Raw genomic sequence first — 16733 nt, 5'->3', positions numbered from 1 at the left:
CATTGGTTAAGTTGTCTGCGAGGTGAACCCTCGATGCATCCCCCGGGACAGCGGTCAGAGGACGGCGATGGCGCGGTCCGTTGGCGCTACAGGCGCAGGAAGGATGGTGCTTCCCATCAGGTACTTGTCCACCGCGGCCGCGGCGGCGCGGCCCTCGGCGATGGCCCACACGATCAGGGACTGCCCGCGGCCGGCGTCACCGGCAACGAACACACCTTCGGTGTTGGTCATGTAGTAGCCATCGCGCGCCACGTTTCCGCGGCCGTCGAATTCAGCGCTTACCTGCTCGGTGATTCCGGCCGGTTCAGCGCCGGTGAAGCCGAGGGACAGGAACACCAGGTCGGCGGGAATGATCCGCTCGGTGCCGGCCTTGGGGAGCCGCTTGCCATCCACGAACTCGGTCTCGGCCACCTTCACCCCGGTAAGCCTGCCGTTTTCGCCCACGAACTCGACGGTGGAGGCGAGGTAGGTGCGTTCGCCGCCTTCCTCGTGGGCACTGGCAACCTCGAACAGGGTCGGGAACGTCGGCCACGGCTGGTGGCTGGCCCGCTCAGCCGGGGGCTGCTTGCCAATCGCCAGCGTAGTCACGGACGCGGCGCCATGCCTGTGCGCTGTGCCCAGGCAGTCGGCACCGGTATCGCCGCCACCCAGGATCACCACGTGCTTGCCGTGGGCGTTGATCTGGTTCTCGATGGTTTCCCCGGCCACCGCGCGGTTGGCGGGCACCAGATAATCCATGGCGAAGTGGACGCCGTCCAGGTCGCGGCCCGGGATGGGCAGGTCCCGTGGCACGGTGGCACCCGTGCAGACCACGACGGCGTCGTAGCGCCTGCGCAGCTGCTCCCAGGTGACGTCCGTCCCCACGGACACGCCGGTCCGGAAGCGGGTGCCTTCCGCCTTCATCTGCTCGACCCGGCGGTCCACCTGCTCCTTTTCCATCTTGAAGTCGGGGATGCCGTACCGCAGCAGGCCGCCGATCTTGTCGTCCCGCTCGTAGACGGCAACGGTGTGGCCCACGCGGGTGAGCTGCTGGGCGACGGCCAGGCCGGCAGGACCGGAGCCGACCACCGCAACAGTCTTGCCGGTGAGGCGCGCCGGCGGCAGCGGGTTGACCCAGCCGTTGTCCCAGGCCTCGTCAATGATCGAAACCTCCACCTGCTTGATGGTGACGGCGGGCTGGTTGATTCCCAGCACGCAGGACGCCTCGCAGGGTGCCGGGCAGAGCCGGCCCGTGAACTCGGGGAAGTTGTTCGTGGCGTGCAGGCGCTCGATTGCTTCATCGCCCTTGTCCCGCCACATGAGATCGTTCCACTCGGGAATAAGGTTTCCCAAGGGGCAGCCCTGGTGGCAGAACGGAACACCACAGTCCATGCAGCGTCCGGCCTGGGCCTTCAGCGTGCCCTTTTCCTGCGCCTCGTAGACCTCTTTCCAGTCCATGATGCGGACGGGAACGGGACGGCGCGGCTGGGTTTCACGCTGGCGTACTTTCAGAAATCCGCGTGGATCAGCCACCGGTAACCTCCAGGATTCGAGACCATACTTCTTCGCCGTCGGGGTCAAGGCCCTCTTCGATGGCGTCGAGACGGGTTTGCAGCACGGCCGCGTAATCGCGCGGCAGCACCTTGGTGATGCGGGCAGCGGTGTCATCGAAGTTTTCGAGGAGGCGTGCCGCCAGCTGGGAGTCAGTTTCTTCCACGTGCTTGACCAGCAGGTTGTGGACGATGTCGCGGTCCTCCGAGTCCAGCTCGCGCAGCTGCAGCTCGCCGGACTCCAGCGCCTGCTTGTTGACGCGGGTGGTCCGCAGGTCCAGGACGTAGGCGGTTCCGCCGGACATGCCCGCACCGAAGTTGCGGCCGGTGCGGCCGATGATCAGCGTCTGGCCGCCGGTCATGTACTCGCAGCCGTGGTCGCCGATGCCTTCGACGACGGCGGTGGCACCGGAGTTGCGGACCAGGAAGCGTTCGCCCACCTGGCCGCGCAGGAACATCTCGCCGCTGGTGGCGCCGTAGCCGATCACGTTGCCGGCGATGACGTTGGTCTCCGCCTTGAACACGTTGGTGCGGTCCGGGCGGACGATGATCCGGCCGCCGGACAGGCCCTTGCCCACGTAGTCGTTCGAGTCGCCGTACAGCCGCAGCGTGATGCCCGCGGGCAGGAAGGCGCCCAGGGACTGGCCGGCGGTGCCGTTGAGCGTCACGTCGATGGTGTCGGTGGCCAGGACGTCGGTACCAAAGGTCTTGGTAACCACGTGGCCCAGCATGGTGCCCACCGAGCGGTCGGTGTTGATGACGTCCACGGTAATCTTGACCGGGCTACGGTCCGTCAGCGCCTCGGTGGCCATGGTGATCAGGCGCTGGTCAAAGTGCTTGTCCAGCTCGTGGTTCTGCCCGGTCATGTTCCGCAGCGGCGCGTCGTCGTCGAACTCCAGGCCATGCAGGATCGGGTCCAGGTCCAGGCCGTCGGCCTTCCAGTGGTCCACCGCGTCGCGGGTGTCCAGGACCTCGGCGTGGCCGATGGCCTCCTCGAGGCTCCGGAACCCAAGCTCCGCCAGGATTTCGCGGACTTCCTCGGCCAGGAACTCGAAGAAGTTGACCACGAACTCCGGCTTGCCGCTGAAGCGGGCCCGCAGTTCGGGGTTCTGCGTGGCGACGCCCACCGGGCAGGTGTCCAGGTGGCAGACGCGCATCATGATGCAGCCTTCCACCACCAGCGGGGCGGTGGCGAAACCGAACTCCTCACCGCCCAGCAGGGCGGCGATGACAACGTCGCGGCCGGTCTTGAGCTGGCCGTCCACCTGGACCACCACGCGGTCGCGCAGGCCGTTGAGCATCAGCGTCTGCTGGGTTTCGGCCAGGCCGAGCTCCCACGGAACACCGGCATGCTTGAGCGAGTTCAGCGGCGAGGCGCCGGTGCCGCCGTCGTGTCCGGAGACAAGGACGACGTCGGCCTTGGCCTTGGTCACGCCGGACGCTACGGTGCCGATCCCCACTTCGGAGACAAGCTTCACGTGCACCCGGGCCGAGGGGTTGGCGCGCTTGGCATCGTAGATGAGCTGGGCCAGGTCCTCGATCGAGTAGATGTCGTGGTGCGGGGGCGGGGAAATCAGGCCGACGCCCGGGGTCGAGTGCCGCGTGCGGGCAACCCACGGGTAGACCTTCTGCGCCATCAGCTGGCCGCCTTCGCCGGGCTTGGCACCCTGCGCCATCTTGATCTGGATGTCGTCGGCGTTGGTCAGGTAGAGGCTGGTCACGCCGAAGCGGCCGGATGCGATCTGCTTGACCGCGGAGCGGCGCTTGGGGTCGAGCAGGCGGTCCACGTCCTCGCCGCCCTCACCGGTGTTGGACTTGCCGCCCAGCTGGTTCATGGCGATGGCCAGCGTCTCGTGGGCCTCCTGGGAGATGGAGCCGTAGCTCATCGCACCGGTGGAGAACCGCTTGACGATGCTGGAGACCGGCTCGACTTCCTCAAGGGGAACGGACGGGCGCTCGTTCTTGAACTTGAGCAGGCCGCGGAGGGTCATGAGGTTGGTGGACTGGTCGTCCACTCCCCTGGTGTACGCCTTGAAGATGTCGTAGCGGCGTTCACGCGTGGCGTGCTGCAGCCGGAAGACGGTCTCCGGGTTGAACAGGTGCGGCTCGCCGTCGCGGCGCCACTGGTACTCGCCGCCGCCCAGTAGCGGCCGGTGCGGCTGTTCGATGCCGCCCTCGGGGTAGGCCATCTGGTGGCGGGCGGAGACCTCCGCGGCGATGACGTCCAGGCCCACGCCGCCCAGCTGGGAGTGCGTGCCGGCGAAGAATTCGTCCACCAGGTCCTGGCCCAGGCCCAGTGCCTCAAACGTCTGGGCGCCGGTGTAGGAGGCCACCGTGGAGATGCCCATCTTGGACATGATCTTCAGGACGCCCTTGCCCAGGCCCTTGATGAGGTTGTAGACGCCGTCCTGCGGGGTCACGCCGGTGACGTCCCCGGCCGCGATGAGCTGCTCCACGGATTCCATGGCGAGGTACGGGTTGACGGCGGAGGCGCCATAGCCGATCAGGACTGCAACATGGTGCGTCTCGCGGACGTCGCCGGCCTCGACCACCAGGGCGGTCTTGGTGCGGTTGGCGCTGCGCAGCAGGTGGTGGTGCACGGCGCTGACCAGCAGCAGCGACGGGATCGGCGCCCACTGGGCGTTGGAGTCACGGTCGGAGAGCACGATGTACTGCACGCCGCGGTTGATGGCGCCGGAGACCTGCTCGCAGATTTCCGTGAGCCGGGCGCGGAGCGCGTTCTCGCCGCCTTCGGGGCGGTACAGGCCGCGGACCTTCATGGCAACGCGGTTGCCGTCGGCGTCCTCGATGTTGGCGATCTTGGCGAGCTGGTCGTTGTTGATCACCGGGAACGGGAGCTGGACCTGCGGCTGGCGGACCTGCTTGGTGTCCAGGAGGTTGCCGTTGGGTCCGATGGCGCAGGTCAGCGAGGTGACAAGCTCCTCGCGGATGGCATCCAGCGGCGGGTTGGTGACCTGCGCGAAGGACTGCACGAAGTAGTCGAACAGCAGGCGCGGACGCTTGGACAGCACGGCAACGGGGGTATCTGAACCCATGGCGCCGAGGGGCTCGGCGCCGGTCCGGGCCATGGGGCCCAGCAGGATCTTCAGTTCCTCGGTGGTGTAGCCGAAGGTGCGCTGGCGGATGTTCACGGACGCGGCGGTGTGGACCACGTGCTCACGCTCGGGCAGGTCGTTGAGGTCGATCAGGTTGTCCTTGACCCACTCGGCCCACGGGTTGGCCGCAGCAACTTCAGCCTTGACCTCTTCGTCGTCGATGATGCGGCCGGCATCGGTGTCCACCAGGAACATCTTGCCCGGGGACACACGGCCTTTCTTGACCACCTTGGAGGGTTCGACGTCGATCACGCCCACCTCGGAGGCGAAGACGATCAGTCCGTCCTCGGTAATCCAGAAGCGGCCGGGACGCAGCCCGTTGCGGTCCAGGGTGGCACCAACCAGGTTGCCGTCGGTGAAGGAGACGGCGGCGGGGCCGTCCCAGGGTTCCATCAGCAGCGAGTGGTACTCGTAGAAGGCACGGCGGGCCGGATCCATCGTGGCGTGGTTTTCCCAGGCCTCCGGGATCATCATCATGATCGAGTGTGTGATGGGGCGGCCGGAGAGCCACAGCAGCTCCGCCACCTCGTCGAAGGATGCGGAGTCGGAGGCGCCGGGGGTGCAGATGGGGTACAGCTCTTCCGGCGAGTCACCCAGCAGCGGGTTTGCAAGCTGCGACTGGCGGGCGCGCATCCAGTTCCGGTTGCCCTTGACGGTGTTGATTTCACCGTTGTGGGCGATGGTCCGGAACGGCTGCGCGAGCGGCCAGGACGGGAAGGTGTTGGTGGAGAAGCGCGAGTGCACGATCGCGAGCTTGGTCTTGAACCGCTTGTCGGACAGGTCCGGGTAGAACGGCTCCAGCTGCGCGGTGGTGAGCATGCCCTTGTACACAATGGTGCGGGAGGACAGCGACGGGAAGTACACGCCGAACTTGTTCTGGGCGCGCTTGCGGATCCGCCAGGCGCGGGAGTCCAGCTCGTTGCGGTCCAGTTCCTCGCCGTTGGCGGAAGCCAGGAAGGGCTGGGAGAAGTACGGCATGCACGCACGGGCCATGGCGCCTACCAGGTCGGCAACCACCGGCACTTCACGCCAGCCGAGGACCTTCAGGCCTTCGTCGGCGGCCAGGCCTTCAATACCTGCCTTGGCGGCGTCGGCCTCCCGCTGCTCGGCAGGAAGGAACGCGGTACCGGCCACGTACTGGCCGGGAGCCGGCAGCTCGAACTCGGTGACGGCCCGGAAGAACTCGTCGGGGATCTGCATGAGCAGCCCCGCGCCGTCGCCGGTCCCCTCGTCGGCGCCCACGGCGCCGCGGTGCTCAAGGTTGCGCAGCGCGGTCAAGGCGGCATCGACGATGTCGTACCCGGGTTCGCCGCGGAGCGTCGCAATAATGGCGAGTCCGCAGGCGTCCTTCTCCTGTTCCGGGTTGTACAGCCCGGCGGCCTCGGGCATGGCTGCGAAGCGCTTGAACGGCGACACTGCAACCTCAGGCTGATCCGGTCCGGACCAGCTGGGAGTGTTAAGAGTTTGGGTCATGGGAGACGTCCTTCCTCCTGATCGTGCGTATGGAAGGGACACCGTTGGCCCCACTCGTCGGCGCCGTTGCAAGGGCACAACAAAGTGTTGATTACTGGAAATTGTAGGTCAGCGCAGCCTGCTGAACTAACGGTTACGCAGGCACCTGCCCGGGGCAACACCGGACAGCAGCTTCACGCTGTCCGGACGGTGCCCCATGCCACGACATTGTGGTTCCGGGCTCTTCGAGCGGTGGCTCTACTGCCCTGCCTGGACGGCACCCTACTTTCCGGTGCCGGCCTCCGACGCGGGTCCCGTGGCTGTGCTGCCGGAATGTCCGGCAGCCGTTGCATCCGTTCCGGGCTTTGAGCCGGCCGGCGCCGCCGCGGCTTCTTCCGTGGGGTCGGAAGCATGCCTGGAACCGCTGTGGTTATCAGGGAGATTACCACGCGAATCACTATCTGAGACAACATTGTCCGGATCACGGACCTCTGTGACGGTCTTAGAATGTGGGCCGGCCGTAACCGGCTGGTCCGGTTCATGACCCGCGAGATACACCGTGTCCGGATCCGGGCGCCCCTTGAGCCCCAGGATAACGAAGAACGCCAGGGCTGCCAGGAACACGAAGATGCTGGTCCAGACATTGAGCCGGGTGGTGATGCCCAGGATGCTGATCTGCTCGGCGTCGTCGATCCGCATCGCTTCGATCCAGACGCGGCCCAGCGTGTAGTACATGGCGTACAGCCAGAAAAGCCTGCTCCGCCGGAAACTGAACCGCCGGTCCAGGGCCAGCAGGATCACCACGCCGGCCAGGTTCCACAGCGACTCGTAGAGGAATGTCGGGTGGAAAAGGGTGTCGGCCGGCATTCCGGCGGGAAAGTTGGGGTTGTTGGCGTCGATCTGCAGGCCCCACGGCAGGGTGGTGGGCCCACCGAAGAGTTCCTGGTTGAAGTAGTTGCCCCACCGGCCGATGGCCTGGGCCAGGAGCAGTCCCGGCGCCGCGGCATCGACGAAGGCGCTCAGCTTCACGCCGCTGCGCCGGCAGCCAATCCACGCACCCACGGCACCGAGGACGACGGCGCCCCAGATTCCCAGCCCGCCGCGCTGGATCTGGGGGATCAGGGAGAGGTCTCCGGTGCCGTTGAAGCCGGGGCCGAAGTAAGCGTCCGGGGACGAGACCACGTGGTAGAGCCGGCCCCCGATGATGCCGAAGGGAATGGCCCAGATGACGATGTCCCAGACGCTGCCTTCAGGGGCGCCGCGTTTGGCCCAGCGGACTGACGTCAGCCACAGGCCCACCACAATGCCGGCCAGGATGCACAGCGCATAGGCGTGGATCCGCAGGCTGCCCCAGGGGAGGGGGATGTCGAAGCCGGACCAGTCCGGGCTGGGGATGCTGGCGGACACCAACGTGGGTGCCAGGGCGGTTGCCTGAAGGAGCGGCTGCACGGCTACGCCCTGGTTTCCTGCGAAAGGCCGGATTGCCGGGCCAGGCCGGTGGCGAGGTCCTTGGTGAGGGCGCCGACGGCGTCCACTCCCCCGTCCCGAAGCGCTGCCACAAGGGCGGTGCCCACGATGACCCCTTCGGCGTAGGCGGCGATTTCGCGGACCTGGTCAGCGGTGGAGACGCCGAGGCCCACGCAGACGCGTTCTGCGCCGGCTCCGTGTGCGGCTGCCACAACATCCTTGGCGGCCGTGCTGACGGATGTCCGGGCACCTGTGACGCCCATGATGGACACGGCGTAGACGAAGCCGCGGCTTGCGTCCACGGTCCGCTGCATGCGCTCCGCCGTGGAGGACGGAGCCACCAGGAATACCCGGTCCAGCCCGTACTTGTCAGAGGCTGCCATCCATTCGGCGGCCTCGTCCGGGATCAGGTCCGGCGTGATCAGGCCAGCGCCGCCGGCCTCGGAGAGGCGCCGGGAGAATTCATCCACGCCCATGCGGACCACAGGGTTCCAGTAGGTCATGACCAGGACGGCAGCATCGGTCTTGCTGGTAATACCGGCAACGACGTCGAACACCTGGCTGACGTGGAAGCCCTTGGCCAGGGCCTCGGTGGTGGCGGCCTGGATGACCTGGCCGTCCATGACGGGGTCGGAGTAGGGGATGCCGATTTCGATCAGGTCGGCACCGTTCTCCGCGAGGGCAATGCCCGCGGCGATGGTGTCCTCAACGGTGGGGTAGCCGGCGGGGAGGTAACCGATGAGGGCCGAGCGCCCCTGGGCGCGCGCCCTGTCGATGGCTGCTGCCGACTTGCTGGTGGTTCCTGCCTGGCTGGCGATGTCTGCGCTGTTCACAGCTGCTCCCCCTCTTTGCCGATTTCGGATTCGGCGGAATTCTTGTCCAACAGGTCAAACCATTCCGCGGCGGTGGCCACGTCCTTGTCGCCGCGTCCGGACAGGTTGACGATCACGATCTTGTCGCCGGCGGAGGCCGGGTCTTCGGCGGCGAGCCGCTGGCCCACCTTGATGGCTCCTGCCAGCGCGTGCGAGGACTCGATGGCCGGGATAATGCCTTCGGTGCGGCAGAGGAGACGGAAGGCTTCCATCGCTTCACCGTCCGTGATGGGCTCGTAGCTGACGCGTCCGATGTCGGCCAGGTAGGAGTGCTCCGGGCCGACGCCCGGGTAGTCGAGTCCGGCGGAGATGGAGTGCGACTCGATGGTCTGCCCGTCGTCGTCCTGCATCAGGTAGGAGCGTGCGCCATGCAGGACACCGGGCTTGCCCAGGGTGATGGTGGCTGCGTGACGGCCGGTCTCCACGCCGTCGCCGCCGGCCTCGAACCCGTAGATCTTCACGCTGGGATCGTCCAGGAACCCGTGGAAGATACCGATGGCGTTGGAGCCGCCGCCGATGCAGGCGCAGACCGCGTCCGGGAGCCGGCCCTCCTGCTCGAGGATCTGGGCGCGGGCCTCCTCGCCGATGACTTCGTGGAAGTAGCGGACCATGGCGGGGAACGGGTGGGCTCCGGCGGCGGTGCCCAGGAGGTAGTGGGTGGTGGAAACGTTGGCTACCCAGTCACGGAGGGCATCGTTGATGGCGTCCTTGAGGGTCTGGGACCCGCTGGTCACGGGAATGACCTTGGCCCCAGCAGCTCCATCCGGGCAACGTTCAGGGCCTGGCGGCGGCAGTCCTCGGCCCCCATGTACACCACGCACTCCAGGCCCATGAGGGCGGCAGCGGTGGCACTGGCCACGCCGTGCTGGCCGGCGCCGGTTTCGGCGATGATGCGGGTTTTGCCCATGCGCTTGGCGAGCAGTGCCTGGCCCAGGACGTTGTTGATCTTGTGCGAGCCCGTGTGGTTCAGGTCCTCGCGCTTGAGGAACACCCTTACTCCCCCGGCGTGCTGGGAGAACCGCTTGGCTTCCGTGAGCAGGGACGGACGGCCGGAGTAGTTCTTGTTCAGGTCGGCGATCTGCGCCCGGAATTCGGGATCGTCCTTGGCCTTGTTGAAGGTCTCTTCGAGTTCGTCCAGGGCAGCGATGAGCGACTCAGGCATCCATCGCCCGCCGTAGTTGCCGAAGTACGGCCCGGGGGCGTGGCGCAGGGATCCGCCCTGCAGGAATGCTTCCGCGGTCTTGTTGTCAGCGTTTCCCGAGGGTGCGTCAGCCATCAGTCCTGTCCTGTTCGGTTGGTAGTGGTCAAAAGTGTGCGGCTCCGGCCGGAGGCCGGAAATATGTGCCTGCCCTGCCGGCCCGCCAGCGGCCCCGCAGGATGAATGCTGTGTGCCTCAGGCGCGGGCAGCGATCGCGGCGGCACCCGCGGCAGTGAATTCGGCGATCCGCTCCCGGGGGGTCGCGTGGCTCACCAGGGCCTCGCCCACCAGTATGGCGTTGGCACCGCTGGCGGCGTAATGCGTGACGTCGTCAGCGTCCCGGACGCCTGACTCGGCCACCACCACGGCCTCTGCGGGGATCATTCCCGCGAGTGAGGCAAACACGGAACGGTCGACGTCGAGCGTCTTCAGGTTGCGTACGTTGACGCCGATGATCCGGGCGTTGGCCGCCACGGCCCGGTCGATTTCCTCCTCGGTGTGCGTCTCCACCAGGACGTTCATGCCGAGCTCCCGGCTGAGGGCGCTGAACTCGGAGAGCTGGGCGTCCGACAGGGCCGCCACGATGAGCAGGATGAGGTCGGCGCCGTGGGCGCGGGCCTCCCAGACCTGGTACTCGTCGAGCGTGAAGTCCTTGCGCAGCAGCGGGATGTCAACTGCGGCGCGCACGGCATCAAGGTCGGCCAGGGACCCGTTGAAGCGGCGCTGCTCGGTGAGGACACTGATGACGGAGGCACCGCCGTCGGCGTACTGCCTGGCGAGCGACGCCGGATCCCCGATGCTGGCGAGATCGCCTTTGGAGGGACTGCGGCGCTTGATTTCGGCGATGACTTTCAGCTGTTCCCGCGTTGGGGACGTCCCGCCGAGGGCTGCCCAGGCGTCGCGGGCGGGTGCCGCGGCCTGGGCCAGGTCCTTCAGCTCGGCCAGGGTAACAAGGCGCTTCCTGGCGTCCATATCCTCCCTGACACCGGCGTTGATGTCATCGAGAACAGTGGCCATCAGTGGCCGGAGTTCTTCAGCTTGCTGCCCTCAACGCCGTAGCCGGCTTTGCGCATGACGTAACCGAGGATCAGGCCGATCACCATGACAACGGCGCCGCCGATGAAGATGGGGGTGCTGGCGATGACGAAGGCGATGGCTGCGATGAGCGCGCCGACGAGCATGACGATAACGCAGGTCCATGCGGCCGGGCTGTTGCCGTGGCCGAGTTCCTGGCTGTGGTCAATGGCGCCCGGGGCGACCTGGCGGGTGCCGGACTTGGAAACGGACGCAGGTGCTTTGCTCATGGAAAATCTCCTCAGGGTGGATACTGCTTACATTCTGCCATTTTTTGGCCGCCGCCCGCGTACCGCAGGGCTGGAGGCCCTTGCCCGGCGGTGGCGGCCGAAGGCCTTAGGTCGGGTCCTCGCCGCGGGAAAGCCGGTCCCAGCTGTCGATCTCATCCACCGGCCCGGCCGCTGCAGCGGTCCCGGCGGCGCCGGGTGCGTCATATTTCGTCCGTGTCTTCCAGTGGCGGGACGCCGGCAGGATCAGCAGGGCTGCCAGCGCCAGCAGGCAGCCGGCGACGACGGCGAGTGCCGGGAAGGGGGTGAGCTCAACGTGCGCCTGGCTGCCGGAGATCCCGGTGGCGCCTGCGATGGTGCCCTGCGCGGCCGCGAGCGGGTCCGCCAGGACGATCGCCGCGGCGGTAACAACGCCGGCGGAGGCCAGGACGATGATGGCGGTGATGACCCACCGGGCGATCCTGCCGGCAATGGCAGCGGCAAGTCCGCCGGCCAGGGCCACCAGCGCCAGGGCCGTAACGGTGGTGGCGGCCTTGCTGCCCTGCACCTGGATGACACTTTGCGCGGCGCCGGCCTGCCCTACCTGGTTGGGGTCAAGGGTGGCTGTCATCCAGGTTTGCGTGGTGCTGCCGAAGGCTGCCAGCGCGAGGACCGTGATCAGCAGCACCAGCGTGGACTTGCGTGCCCACGCGGGCGTGGCGCGGCGCGTCCCGGGTTTGCCGGCACCGCCTGGTGTGCCGGCGTTGCCTGCGGGGTCAACCGTTGCTCCGGAACCCGTCATCAGGAATCGGTCCCGCCGGGGAGGGATTCCGCCGAAATGTTGTGCAGGGATCCGGCGGTGTGGACCGCACGCAGCGGGGCGGCGGCCTTGTTGACGGTTTCCATGGCCTCGGTGGGGTTCACCGAGTCTGCCACGATGCCGCCCCCGGCCTGGACGTAGGCGCGCCCCTCGCGGAGCAGCGCGGACCTGATGGCAATGGCCATGTCCATGTCGCCGGCGAAGTCGAGGTAGCCCACCACGCCGCCGTAGATGCCGCGGCGGTGCGGTTCCAGTTCATCGAGGAGGCGCAGCGCCCTGGGCTTGGGGGCCCCGGAGAGCGTGCCGGCCGGGAAAGTGGCCTTAAGGACGTCATAGGCTTTGGCCTGCGGGGCGAGTTGCCCCACCACGGTGGATACCAGGTGCATGATGTGGCTGAAGCGCTCCACCTCCATGAACTGGGTGACATCGACGGTGCCGGCAACGCAGACCTTGGAGAGGTCATTGCGGGACAGGTCCACCAGCATGAGGTGCTCGGCGCGTTCCTTTTGGTCGGCCAGCAATTCCTCGGCCAGTGCCTTGTCCGCTTCGACGGTCTTGCCGCGGGGGCGGGAACCGGCGATGGGGTGGGTGATGACTTCCTCGCCGGTGACCGTTACCAGTGCCTCCGGGGAGGACCCGACGATGGAGTATTCGCGGTCCTCGGCGTCTTCAAGGCTGAAGATGTACATGTACGGGCTGGGGTTGGTGTTACGGAGCACGCGGTAGACGTCCAGGGCAGATGCCTTGCACTCCATCTCGAAGCGACGCGAGATCACCACCTGGAAGACCTCGCCGTCAACAATGGCTTCCTTGCCGCGGTCCAGGGCTGCCAGGTACTCGGCTTCGTCCCAGCGTTCCTGGACGCTGGACGCAAAGTCCAGGGCTGCCGGTGCCAGCACGGAGACCGGCTGCACCACGGGCGCGCTGATCCTGGCCAGGAGTTCCTTGACCCGGGCGACGGCGTCATGCCAGGCCTCATCGACGCGCTCGGAGCTGTTGTCGAAGTTGATGGCGTTGGCAATCAGCAGGACCGTGCCGTCAACGTTGTCGTGCACCGCCATGTCCGTGACCAGGTTCAGGGCCATCTCGGGCAGGTGCAGATCGTCCTCCGGCGGACTGACCAGCCGCTCCCAGTGGCGGACAGTTTCCCAGCCGAGGAAGCCCACCAGGCCGGACGTGAAGGGCGGGAGCCCCTCGAACCGGTCCGTGCGCAGGGCCTCGATGGTGTCGCGGATGGCGTCCACCGGGCTGCCGCTGACCGGTACCCCGGCGGGCGGCTCGCCCAGCCAGTGCGCCTGGCCGTCCTTGGTGGTCAGCGTGGCCCGCGACCGGGCACCGATGAAGGAATAGCGCGACCAGGCTCCGCCCACGGCGGCCGATTCCATCAGGAAGGTGCCGGGCTGCCCCTGGGCCAGCTTCCGGTAAAGGCCGATGGGGGTTTCGGCGTCGGCGAGCACCTTGAGCCGGACGGGAATGACGCGGCTGTGGCCGGCGAGTTCGCGGAACTCCTCAAGGCTGGGGCTGATGGTTCCGAGGTCCTGCATGGCTGTGCTTGTCCGCCTGTTCTTCGAAAGGCCCGGCAGCGCCGGTTCCTTGGATGTGCTTTGCATGGGATGCCCGCAGCCGGCTGCCGGCCGGCCCGGGCCATGTGTTCGGCCTAGCCTGCCTGGCCCGCGACGGCGTCAAGGTCCCTGCCGTCGAAGCAGGTCCGGGTCCCGGTGTGGCAGGCGGCACCCACTTGGTCGACGCGCACCAGGAGGGCGTCGCCGTCGCAGTCCATGGCTACGGACTTCACCCACTGGACGTGTCCCGAGGTGTCCCCCTTGCGCCAGTACTCCTGGCGGGAGCGGGAGTAGAACGTCACGCGGCCGGTGGTCATGGTGCGGTGCAGGGCTTCGTCGTCCATCCAGCCGAGCATGAGCACTTCGTTCGTGTCATACTGCTGCACCACGGCGGCCACCAGGCCCGCGCCATCGCGCTTGAGGGCGGCGGCCACCTCCTTGGGAAGCGGGCTCGCCGGTGAGGATCCGACGGACGACGCCGGCACGTGGGACGCGGCGGATCCTGCGGTTTGGACGGGGGTTGGCTGCTCAGACATCGCCTCAAGTCTAGTGCCTCCGCCGGAGCCTTCTCCTGATGTGAACAACGGCACGCCACCGGCCGCCGCAGTGCTGCCCATCTCCACACCACTCGTGCTAGTTTCACAAGTGATGCATTTCGTCGAACCGTCCCGAGAAGTCCTTGCCGAAACCCTGCTTGCGGCCGGCCCTGATGCGCCCACGCTGTGCAAGGGCTGGCGCACCAGGGACCTTGCCGCGCACCTTTACCTGCGCGAGCGGAAGGCCGCCGTCGGGCTCGGTTTGATCATCAAGCGCCTGGCAAAGGCCTCGGACCAGGCCACCGCGAAGCTGGCCGCCAAGCTCACCACCAACGAGGACTACGCCCGGCTGGTGAACACCTTCCGCGCCGGGCCGCCTGCCCTCTCTCCGATGAGCATCCCTGCGCTGGATGAGAGCGCCAACCTGATTGAATACTTCGTCCATACGGAGGACGTCCGGCGCGCCGTGGACCGGTGGGCGCCCAGGGCCCTGGACGAGGCCTACTCGGATGCGTTGTGGGACGAACTGGTCAAGCGTGCCGCCATCCTCTACCGCGGCGTGGACCTGGGCATTGTCCTGGTCCGTCCGTCCGGCCCCCGCCACGTCGCAAAGCGGGCACCTGTTTCGGTGGCAATCGTCGGTGAGCCGGGTGAATTGCTCATGCACGCCCATGGCCGCACCCGCCACGCCCTGGTCACCTTCGAAGGCCAGCCCGACGCCGTCGCCCTCCTCCAGTCAGCCGAAGTAGGACTCTAAAGGCGGGCCCAACGCCCGCAGGGGTCCCTGGCCGAAGCGGGGTGAGGGAGCGGGTGGGGACTACCTGACTTCGAAGCCTGCTTCGCGGATCGCGTCCTTGACCTGGGACATCATGTTGTCCGGTCCCCAGTGGAAGATCGAGGCGGCCAGGACCGCGTCCGCACCGGCCGCGACGGCGGGCGGAAAGTGCGCCGGCTCCCCCGCTCCGCCGGACGCGATGATCGGAACCCTGACCGCGGCGCGGACCAGCTTGATGAGTTCGAGATCGAAGCCGTCCTTGGTGCCGTCCGCGTCGATGGAGTTCAACAGGATCTCCCCCACCCCGCGGTCGGCCGCTTCCCTGGCCCACTCAATGGCGTCGATCCCGGTACCGGTGCGGCCGCCATGGGTGGTCACTTCAAACCCCGACGGCGTGGGCTGGGACCCCGGCCGGGTGCGGCGGGCGTCAACGGAAAGGACCAGCACCTGGGAACCGAAGTGCCGGGTGATTTCGTCGATGACGCCGGGCCGGGCCACGGCGGCGGTGTTGATGGAGGCCTTGTCCGCGCCGTAGCGCAGGAGCTTGTCCACCTCTGCCACGCCGCGGACGCCGCCGCCAACGGTGAGCGGAATGAAGACTTCCTCGGCGGTGCGCCGGACGACGTCGAACGTGGTCTCGCGGTTGCCTGAGGAGGCCGTGACATCGAGGAAGGTCAGTTCATCGGCGCCGGCGTTGTCGTAGCGGTGGGCGAGCTCCACGGGGTCGCCGGCATCGCGGAGGCCCTCGAAGTTAACGCCCTTGACGACGCGCCCGGCGTCGACGTCGAGGCAGGGAATGACGCGGACTGCTACTGCCATGGGAACTCCTGGATATTCAGTGCTGCTGGGGGTCGCCGATGCTCAGATGCGGCAGGCGTGGATGCTGCTGACCAGGATGGCGCGGGCGCCCAGGTCGTACAGTTCGTCCATGATCCGGTTGGTTTCCTTCTTGGGAACCATGGACCGGACCGCCACCCAGTCGGAGTCGCGCAGGGGGGAGACGGTGGGCGATTCAAGGCCCGGGGTCAGGCTGGCGGCCTTCTCTACGAGCTCCTTCCGGATGTCGTAGTCCATCAGCACGTACTGGCGCGCCACCAGGACGCCCTGGAGCCGGCGGATAAGGACGTCGATCTCCTTGGCCGTGCCGTTCGCTTCCCCGCCGGAACCGGTGCGCCGGATGAGGACGGCTTCGGATTTGAGGATGGGTTCGCCGAAGATTTCCATCCCGGCGGCCTTGAGGGTGTTGCCGGTTTCCACGACGTCAGCGATTGCGTCCGCGACGCCGAGGCGTACGGAGGATTCAACGGCGCCGTCGAGCCGGACCACCCTCGCGTTGATGCCGCGTTCGGCCAGGTAGTTGCGCAGCAGGCCGTCGTAGCTGGTGGCCAGGCGCTTGCCTTCGAGTTCGGCGGCGGAACTGAAATCGCCCACCGGGCCGGCGAAGCGGAACGTTGACGCGGCGAATCCCAGTGGCAGGAGCTCTTCGGCTTCCACCTCGGCGTCCAGCAGCAGGTCGCGGCCGGTGATGCCGACGTCGAGCGTTCCGCGGCCTACGTAGACCGCGATGTCGCGGGGGCGGAGGAAGAAGAACTCAATGTCGTTGTCAGGGTCCACCATGACCAGCTCGCGGCTGTCGCGCCGCTGGCGGTACCCGGCTTCGGAGAGCATGGCGGACGCGGCTTCGGACAGGGAGCCCTTGTTGGGGACGGCTACTCGCAGCATGGGAAATTCTTTCTGGGTGGAAGGTCTGGGTTTCAGGCAATGCAGGCCACAGGAGGCCGGCGGCAAAGCGCCGGCCGGTGGCTACAGATGCTTGTAGACGTCTTCCAGGGTCAGGCCTTTTGCGAGCATGAGGACCTGCAGGTGGTACAGCAGCTGGGAGATTTCCTCGGCCGCAGCTTCATCGGATTCATATTCGGCAGCCATCCATACTTCGGCTGCTTCCTCAACGACTTTTTTGCCGATGCCGTGAACACCGGACTCCAATTCAGCGACGGTGCGGGAGCCTTCCGGGCGGGTGGCTGCCTTCTCGCTGAGCTCAGCGAACAGCGTCTCGAAATTCTTCACGCCCTCCAGCCTACTTGCTGCGGACGCAGCGGCGCTTCCCGGGCGGTTGCATGACGGGC

13 protein-coding genes and 1 pseudogene are annotated in these 16733 nt (G+C 67.2%); 1 reads left to right on the top strand and 13 read right to left on the bottom strand.

All coding sequences use genetic code 11. The annotated features are described in order from the left end of the window. Positions 1-54: 54 nt before the first annotated feature. From NIBR502770_RS05875 to hisI, 10 genes and pseudogenes are all read right to left on the bottom strand, one after another. Positions 55-1512: a glutamate synthase subunit beta gene (locus NIBR502770_RS05875; protein WP_141181317.1), complete on the bottom strand. Its 1458-nt coding sequence runs from the start codon at positions 1510-1512 to the stop codon at positions 55-57. Beyond that, positions 1505-6118: a glutamate synthase large subunit gene (gene gltB / locus NIBR502770_RS05870; protein ID WP_141181316.1), complete on the bottom strand. Its 4614-nt coding sequence runs from the start codon at positions 6116-6118 to the stop codon at positions 1505-1507. The genes NIBR502770_RS05875 and gltB overlap by 8 nt, the downstream gene beginning before the upstream one ends. Before the next feature lie 261 nt (positions 6119-6379). After that, positions 6380-7546 carry a prolipoprotein diacylglyceryl transferase gene (lgt, locus tag NIBR502770_RS05865; RefSeq protein ID WP_141181315.1) on the bottom strand — a complete coding sequence of 389 codons (1167 nt, stop codon included), beginning with the start codon at positions 7544-7546 and terminating at the stop codon, positions 6380-6382. A 2-nt stretch (positions 7547-7548) separates the two neighbouring features. After that, complete coding sequence (trpA, locus tag NIBR502770_RS05860) at positions 7549-8397, bottom strand: tryptophan synthase subunit alpha (protein WP_141181314.1); 849 nt, start codon at positions 8395-8397, stop codon at positions 7549-7551. Continuing rightward, positions 8394-9712: pseudogene (gene trpB / locus NIBR502770_RS05855) on the bottom strand (tryptophan synthase subunit beta). The gene trpA and the pseudogene trpB overlap by 4 nt, the downstream one beginning before the upstream one ends. 117 nt (positions 9713-9829) lie before the next feature. Beyond that, a complete protein-coding gene (gene trpC / locus NIBR502770_RS05850; protein WP_141181313.1) occupies positions 9830-10651 on the bottom strand; it encodes an indole-3-glycerol phosphate synthase TrpC in 822 nt (273 codons plus the stop codon). Next, positions 10651-10938 (bottom strand): HGxxPAAW family protein, encoded by a 288-nt coding sequence (locus NIBR502770_RS05845; protein ID WP_141160741.1) that lies wholly within the window; start codon positions 10936-10938, stop codon positions 10651-10653. Before NIBR502770_RS05845 ends, trpC begins: the two co-directional genes overlap by 1 nt. Positions 10939-11044: 106 nt before the next feature. After that, positions 11045-11716 carry a Trp biosynthesis-associated membrane protein gene (locus NIBR502770_RS05840; protein WP_141181312.1) on the bottom strand — a complete coding sequence of 224 codons (672 nt, stop codon included), beginning with the start codon at positions 11714-11716 and terminating at the stop codon, positions 11045-11047. Continuing rightward, complete coding sequence (locus NIBR502770_RS05835; protein ID WP_141181311.1) at positions 11716-13278, bottom strand: anthranilate synthase component I; 1563 nt, start codon at positions 13276-13278, stop codon at positions 11716-11718. The genes NIBR502770_RS05840 and NIBR502770_RS05835 overlap by 1 nt, the downstream gene beginning before the upstream one ends. Positions 13279-13391: 113 nt before the next feature. Beyond that, entirely contained in the window at positions 13392-13832 is a 441-nt protein-coding gene (hisI, locus tag NIBR502770_RS05830; RefSeq protein ID WP_141181310.1) for a phosphoribosyl-AMP cyclohydrolase, read from the bottom strand. A 112-nt stretch (positions 13833-13944) separates the two neighbouring features. Here hisI and NIBR502770_RS05825 point away from each other — a divergent pair, with 112 nt between their 5' ends. Continuing rightward, positions 13945-14589, top strand: a complete 645-nt coding sequence (locus tag NIBR502770_RS05825; protein ID WP_141160744.1) for a TIGR03085 family metal-binding protein — start codon at positions 13945-13947, stop codon at positions 14587-14589. Positions 14590-14649: 60 nt separating this feature from the next. Here NIBR502770_RS05825 and hisF read toward each other — a convergent pair whose 3' ends face one another. From hisF to NIBR502770_RS05810, 3 genes are all read right to left on the bottom strand, one after another. After that, complete coding sequence (hisF, locus tag NIBR502770_RS05820) at positions 14650-15426, bottom strand: imidazole glycerol phosphate synthase subunit HisF (protein ID WP_141181309.1); 777 nt, start codon at positions 15424-15426, stop codon at positions 14650-14652. 42 nt (positions 15427-15468) lie between these two features. Then, positions 15469-16329 (bottom strand): ATP phosphoribosyltransferase, encoded by an 861-nt coding sequence (gene hisG / locus NIBR502770_RS05815; protein WP_141160746.1) that lies wholly within the window; start codon positions 16327-16329, stop codon positions 15469-15471. Between the two features lie 81 nt (positions 16330-16410). After that, positions 16411-16674, bottom strand: coding sequence for a phosphoribosyl-ATP diphosphatase (locus NIBR502770_RS05810; protein WP_009358176.1), 264 nt, complete (start codon positions 16672-16674; stop codon positions 16411-16413). Positions 16675-16733 lie beyond the last annotated feature (59 nt).

The sequence above is a fragment of the Pseudarthrobacter sp. NIBRBAC000502770 genome, assembly GCF_006517815.1.
GTDB lineage: Bacteria > Actinomycetota > Actinomycetes > Actinomycetales > Micrococcaceae > Arthrobacter > Arthrobacter niigatensis.
Note: the sequence above shows the minus strand (reverse complement) of the source record. Positions and strands in the feature narration are given on the sequence as shown.

Coding starts and splice junctions, on each gene's coding strand:
- hisI (WP_141181310.1), bottom strand. CDS start 13,832: ATGTCTGAGCAGCCAACCCCCGTCCAAACCGCAGGATCCGCCGCGTCC.
- hisG (WP_141160746.1), bottom strand. CDS start 16,329: ATGCTGCGAGTAGCCGTCCCCAACAAGGGCTCCCTGTCCGAAGCCGCG.
- NIBR502770_RS05840 (WP_141181312.1), bottom strand. CDS start 11,716: ATGACGGGTTCCGGAGCAACGGTTGACCCCGCAGGCAACGCCGGCACA.
- trpC (WP_141181313.1), bottom strand. CDS start 10,651: ATGGCCACTGTTCTCGATGACATCAACGCCGGTGTCAGGGAGGATATG.
- gltB (WP_141181316.1), bottom strand. CDS start 6,118: ATGACCCAAACTCTTAACACTCCCAGCTGGTCCGGACCGGATCAGCCT.
- NIBR502770_RS05825 (WP_141160744.1), top strand. CDS start 13,945: ATGCATTTCGTCGAACCGTCCCGAGAAGTCCTTGCCGAAACCCTGCTT.
- NIBR502770_RS05845 (WP_141160741.1), bottom strand. CDS start 10,938: ATGAGCAAAGCACCTGCGTCCGTTTCCAAGTCCGGCACCCGCCAGGTC.
- hisF (WP_141181309.1), bottom strand. CDS start 15,426: ATGGCAGTAGCAGTCCGCGTCATTCCCTGCCTCGACGTCGACGCCGGG.
- NIBR502770_RS05835 (WP_141181311.1), bottom strand. CDS start 13,278: ATGCAGGACCTCGGAACCATCAGCCCCAGCCTTGAGGAGTTCCGCGAA.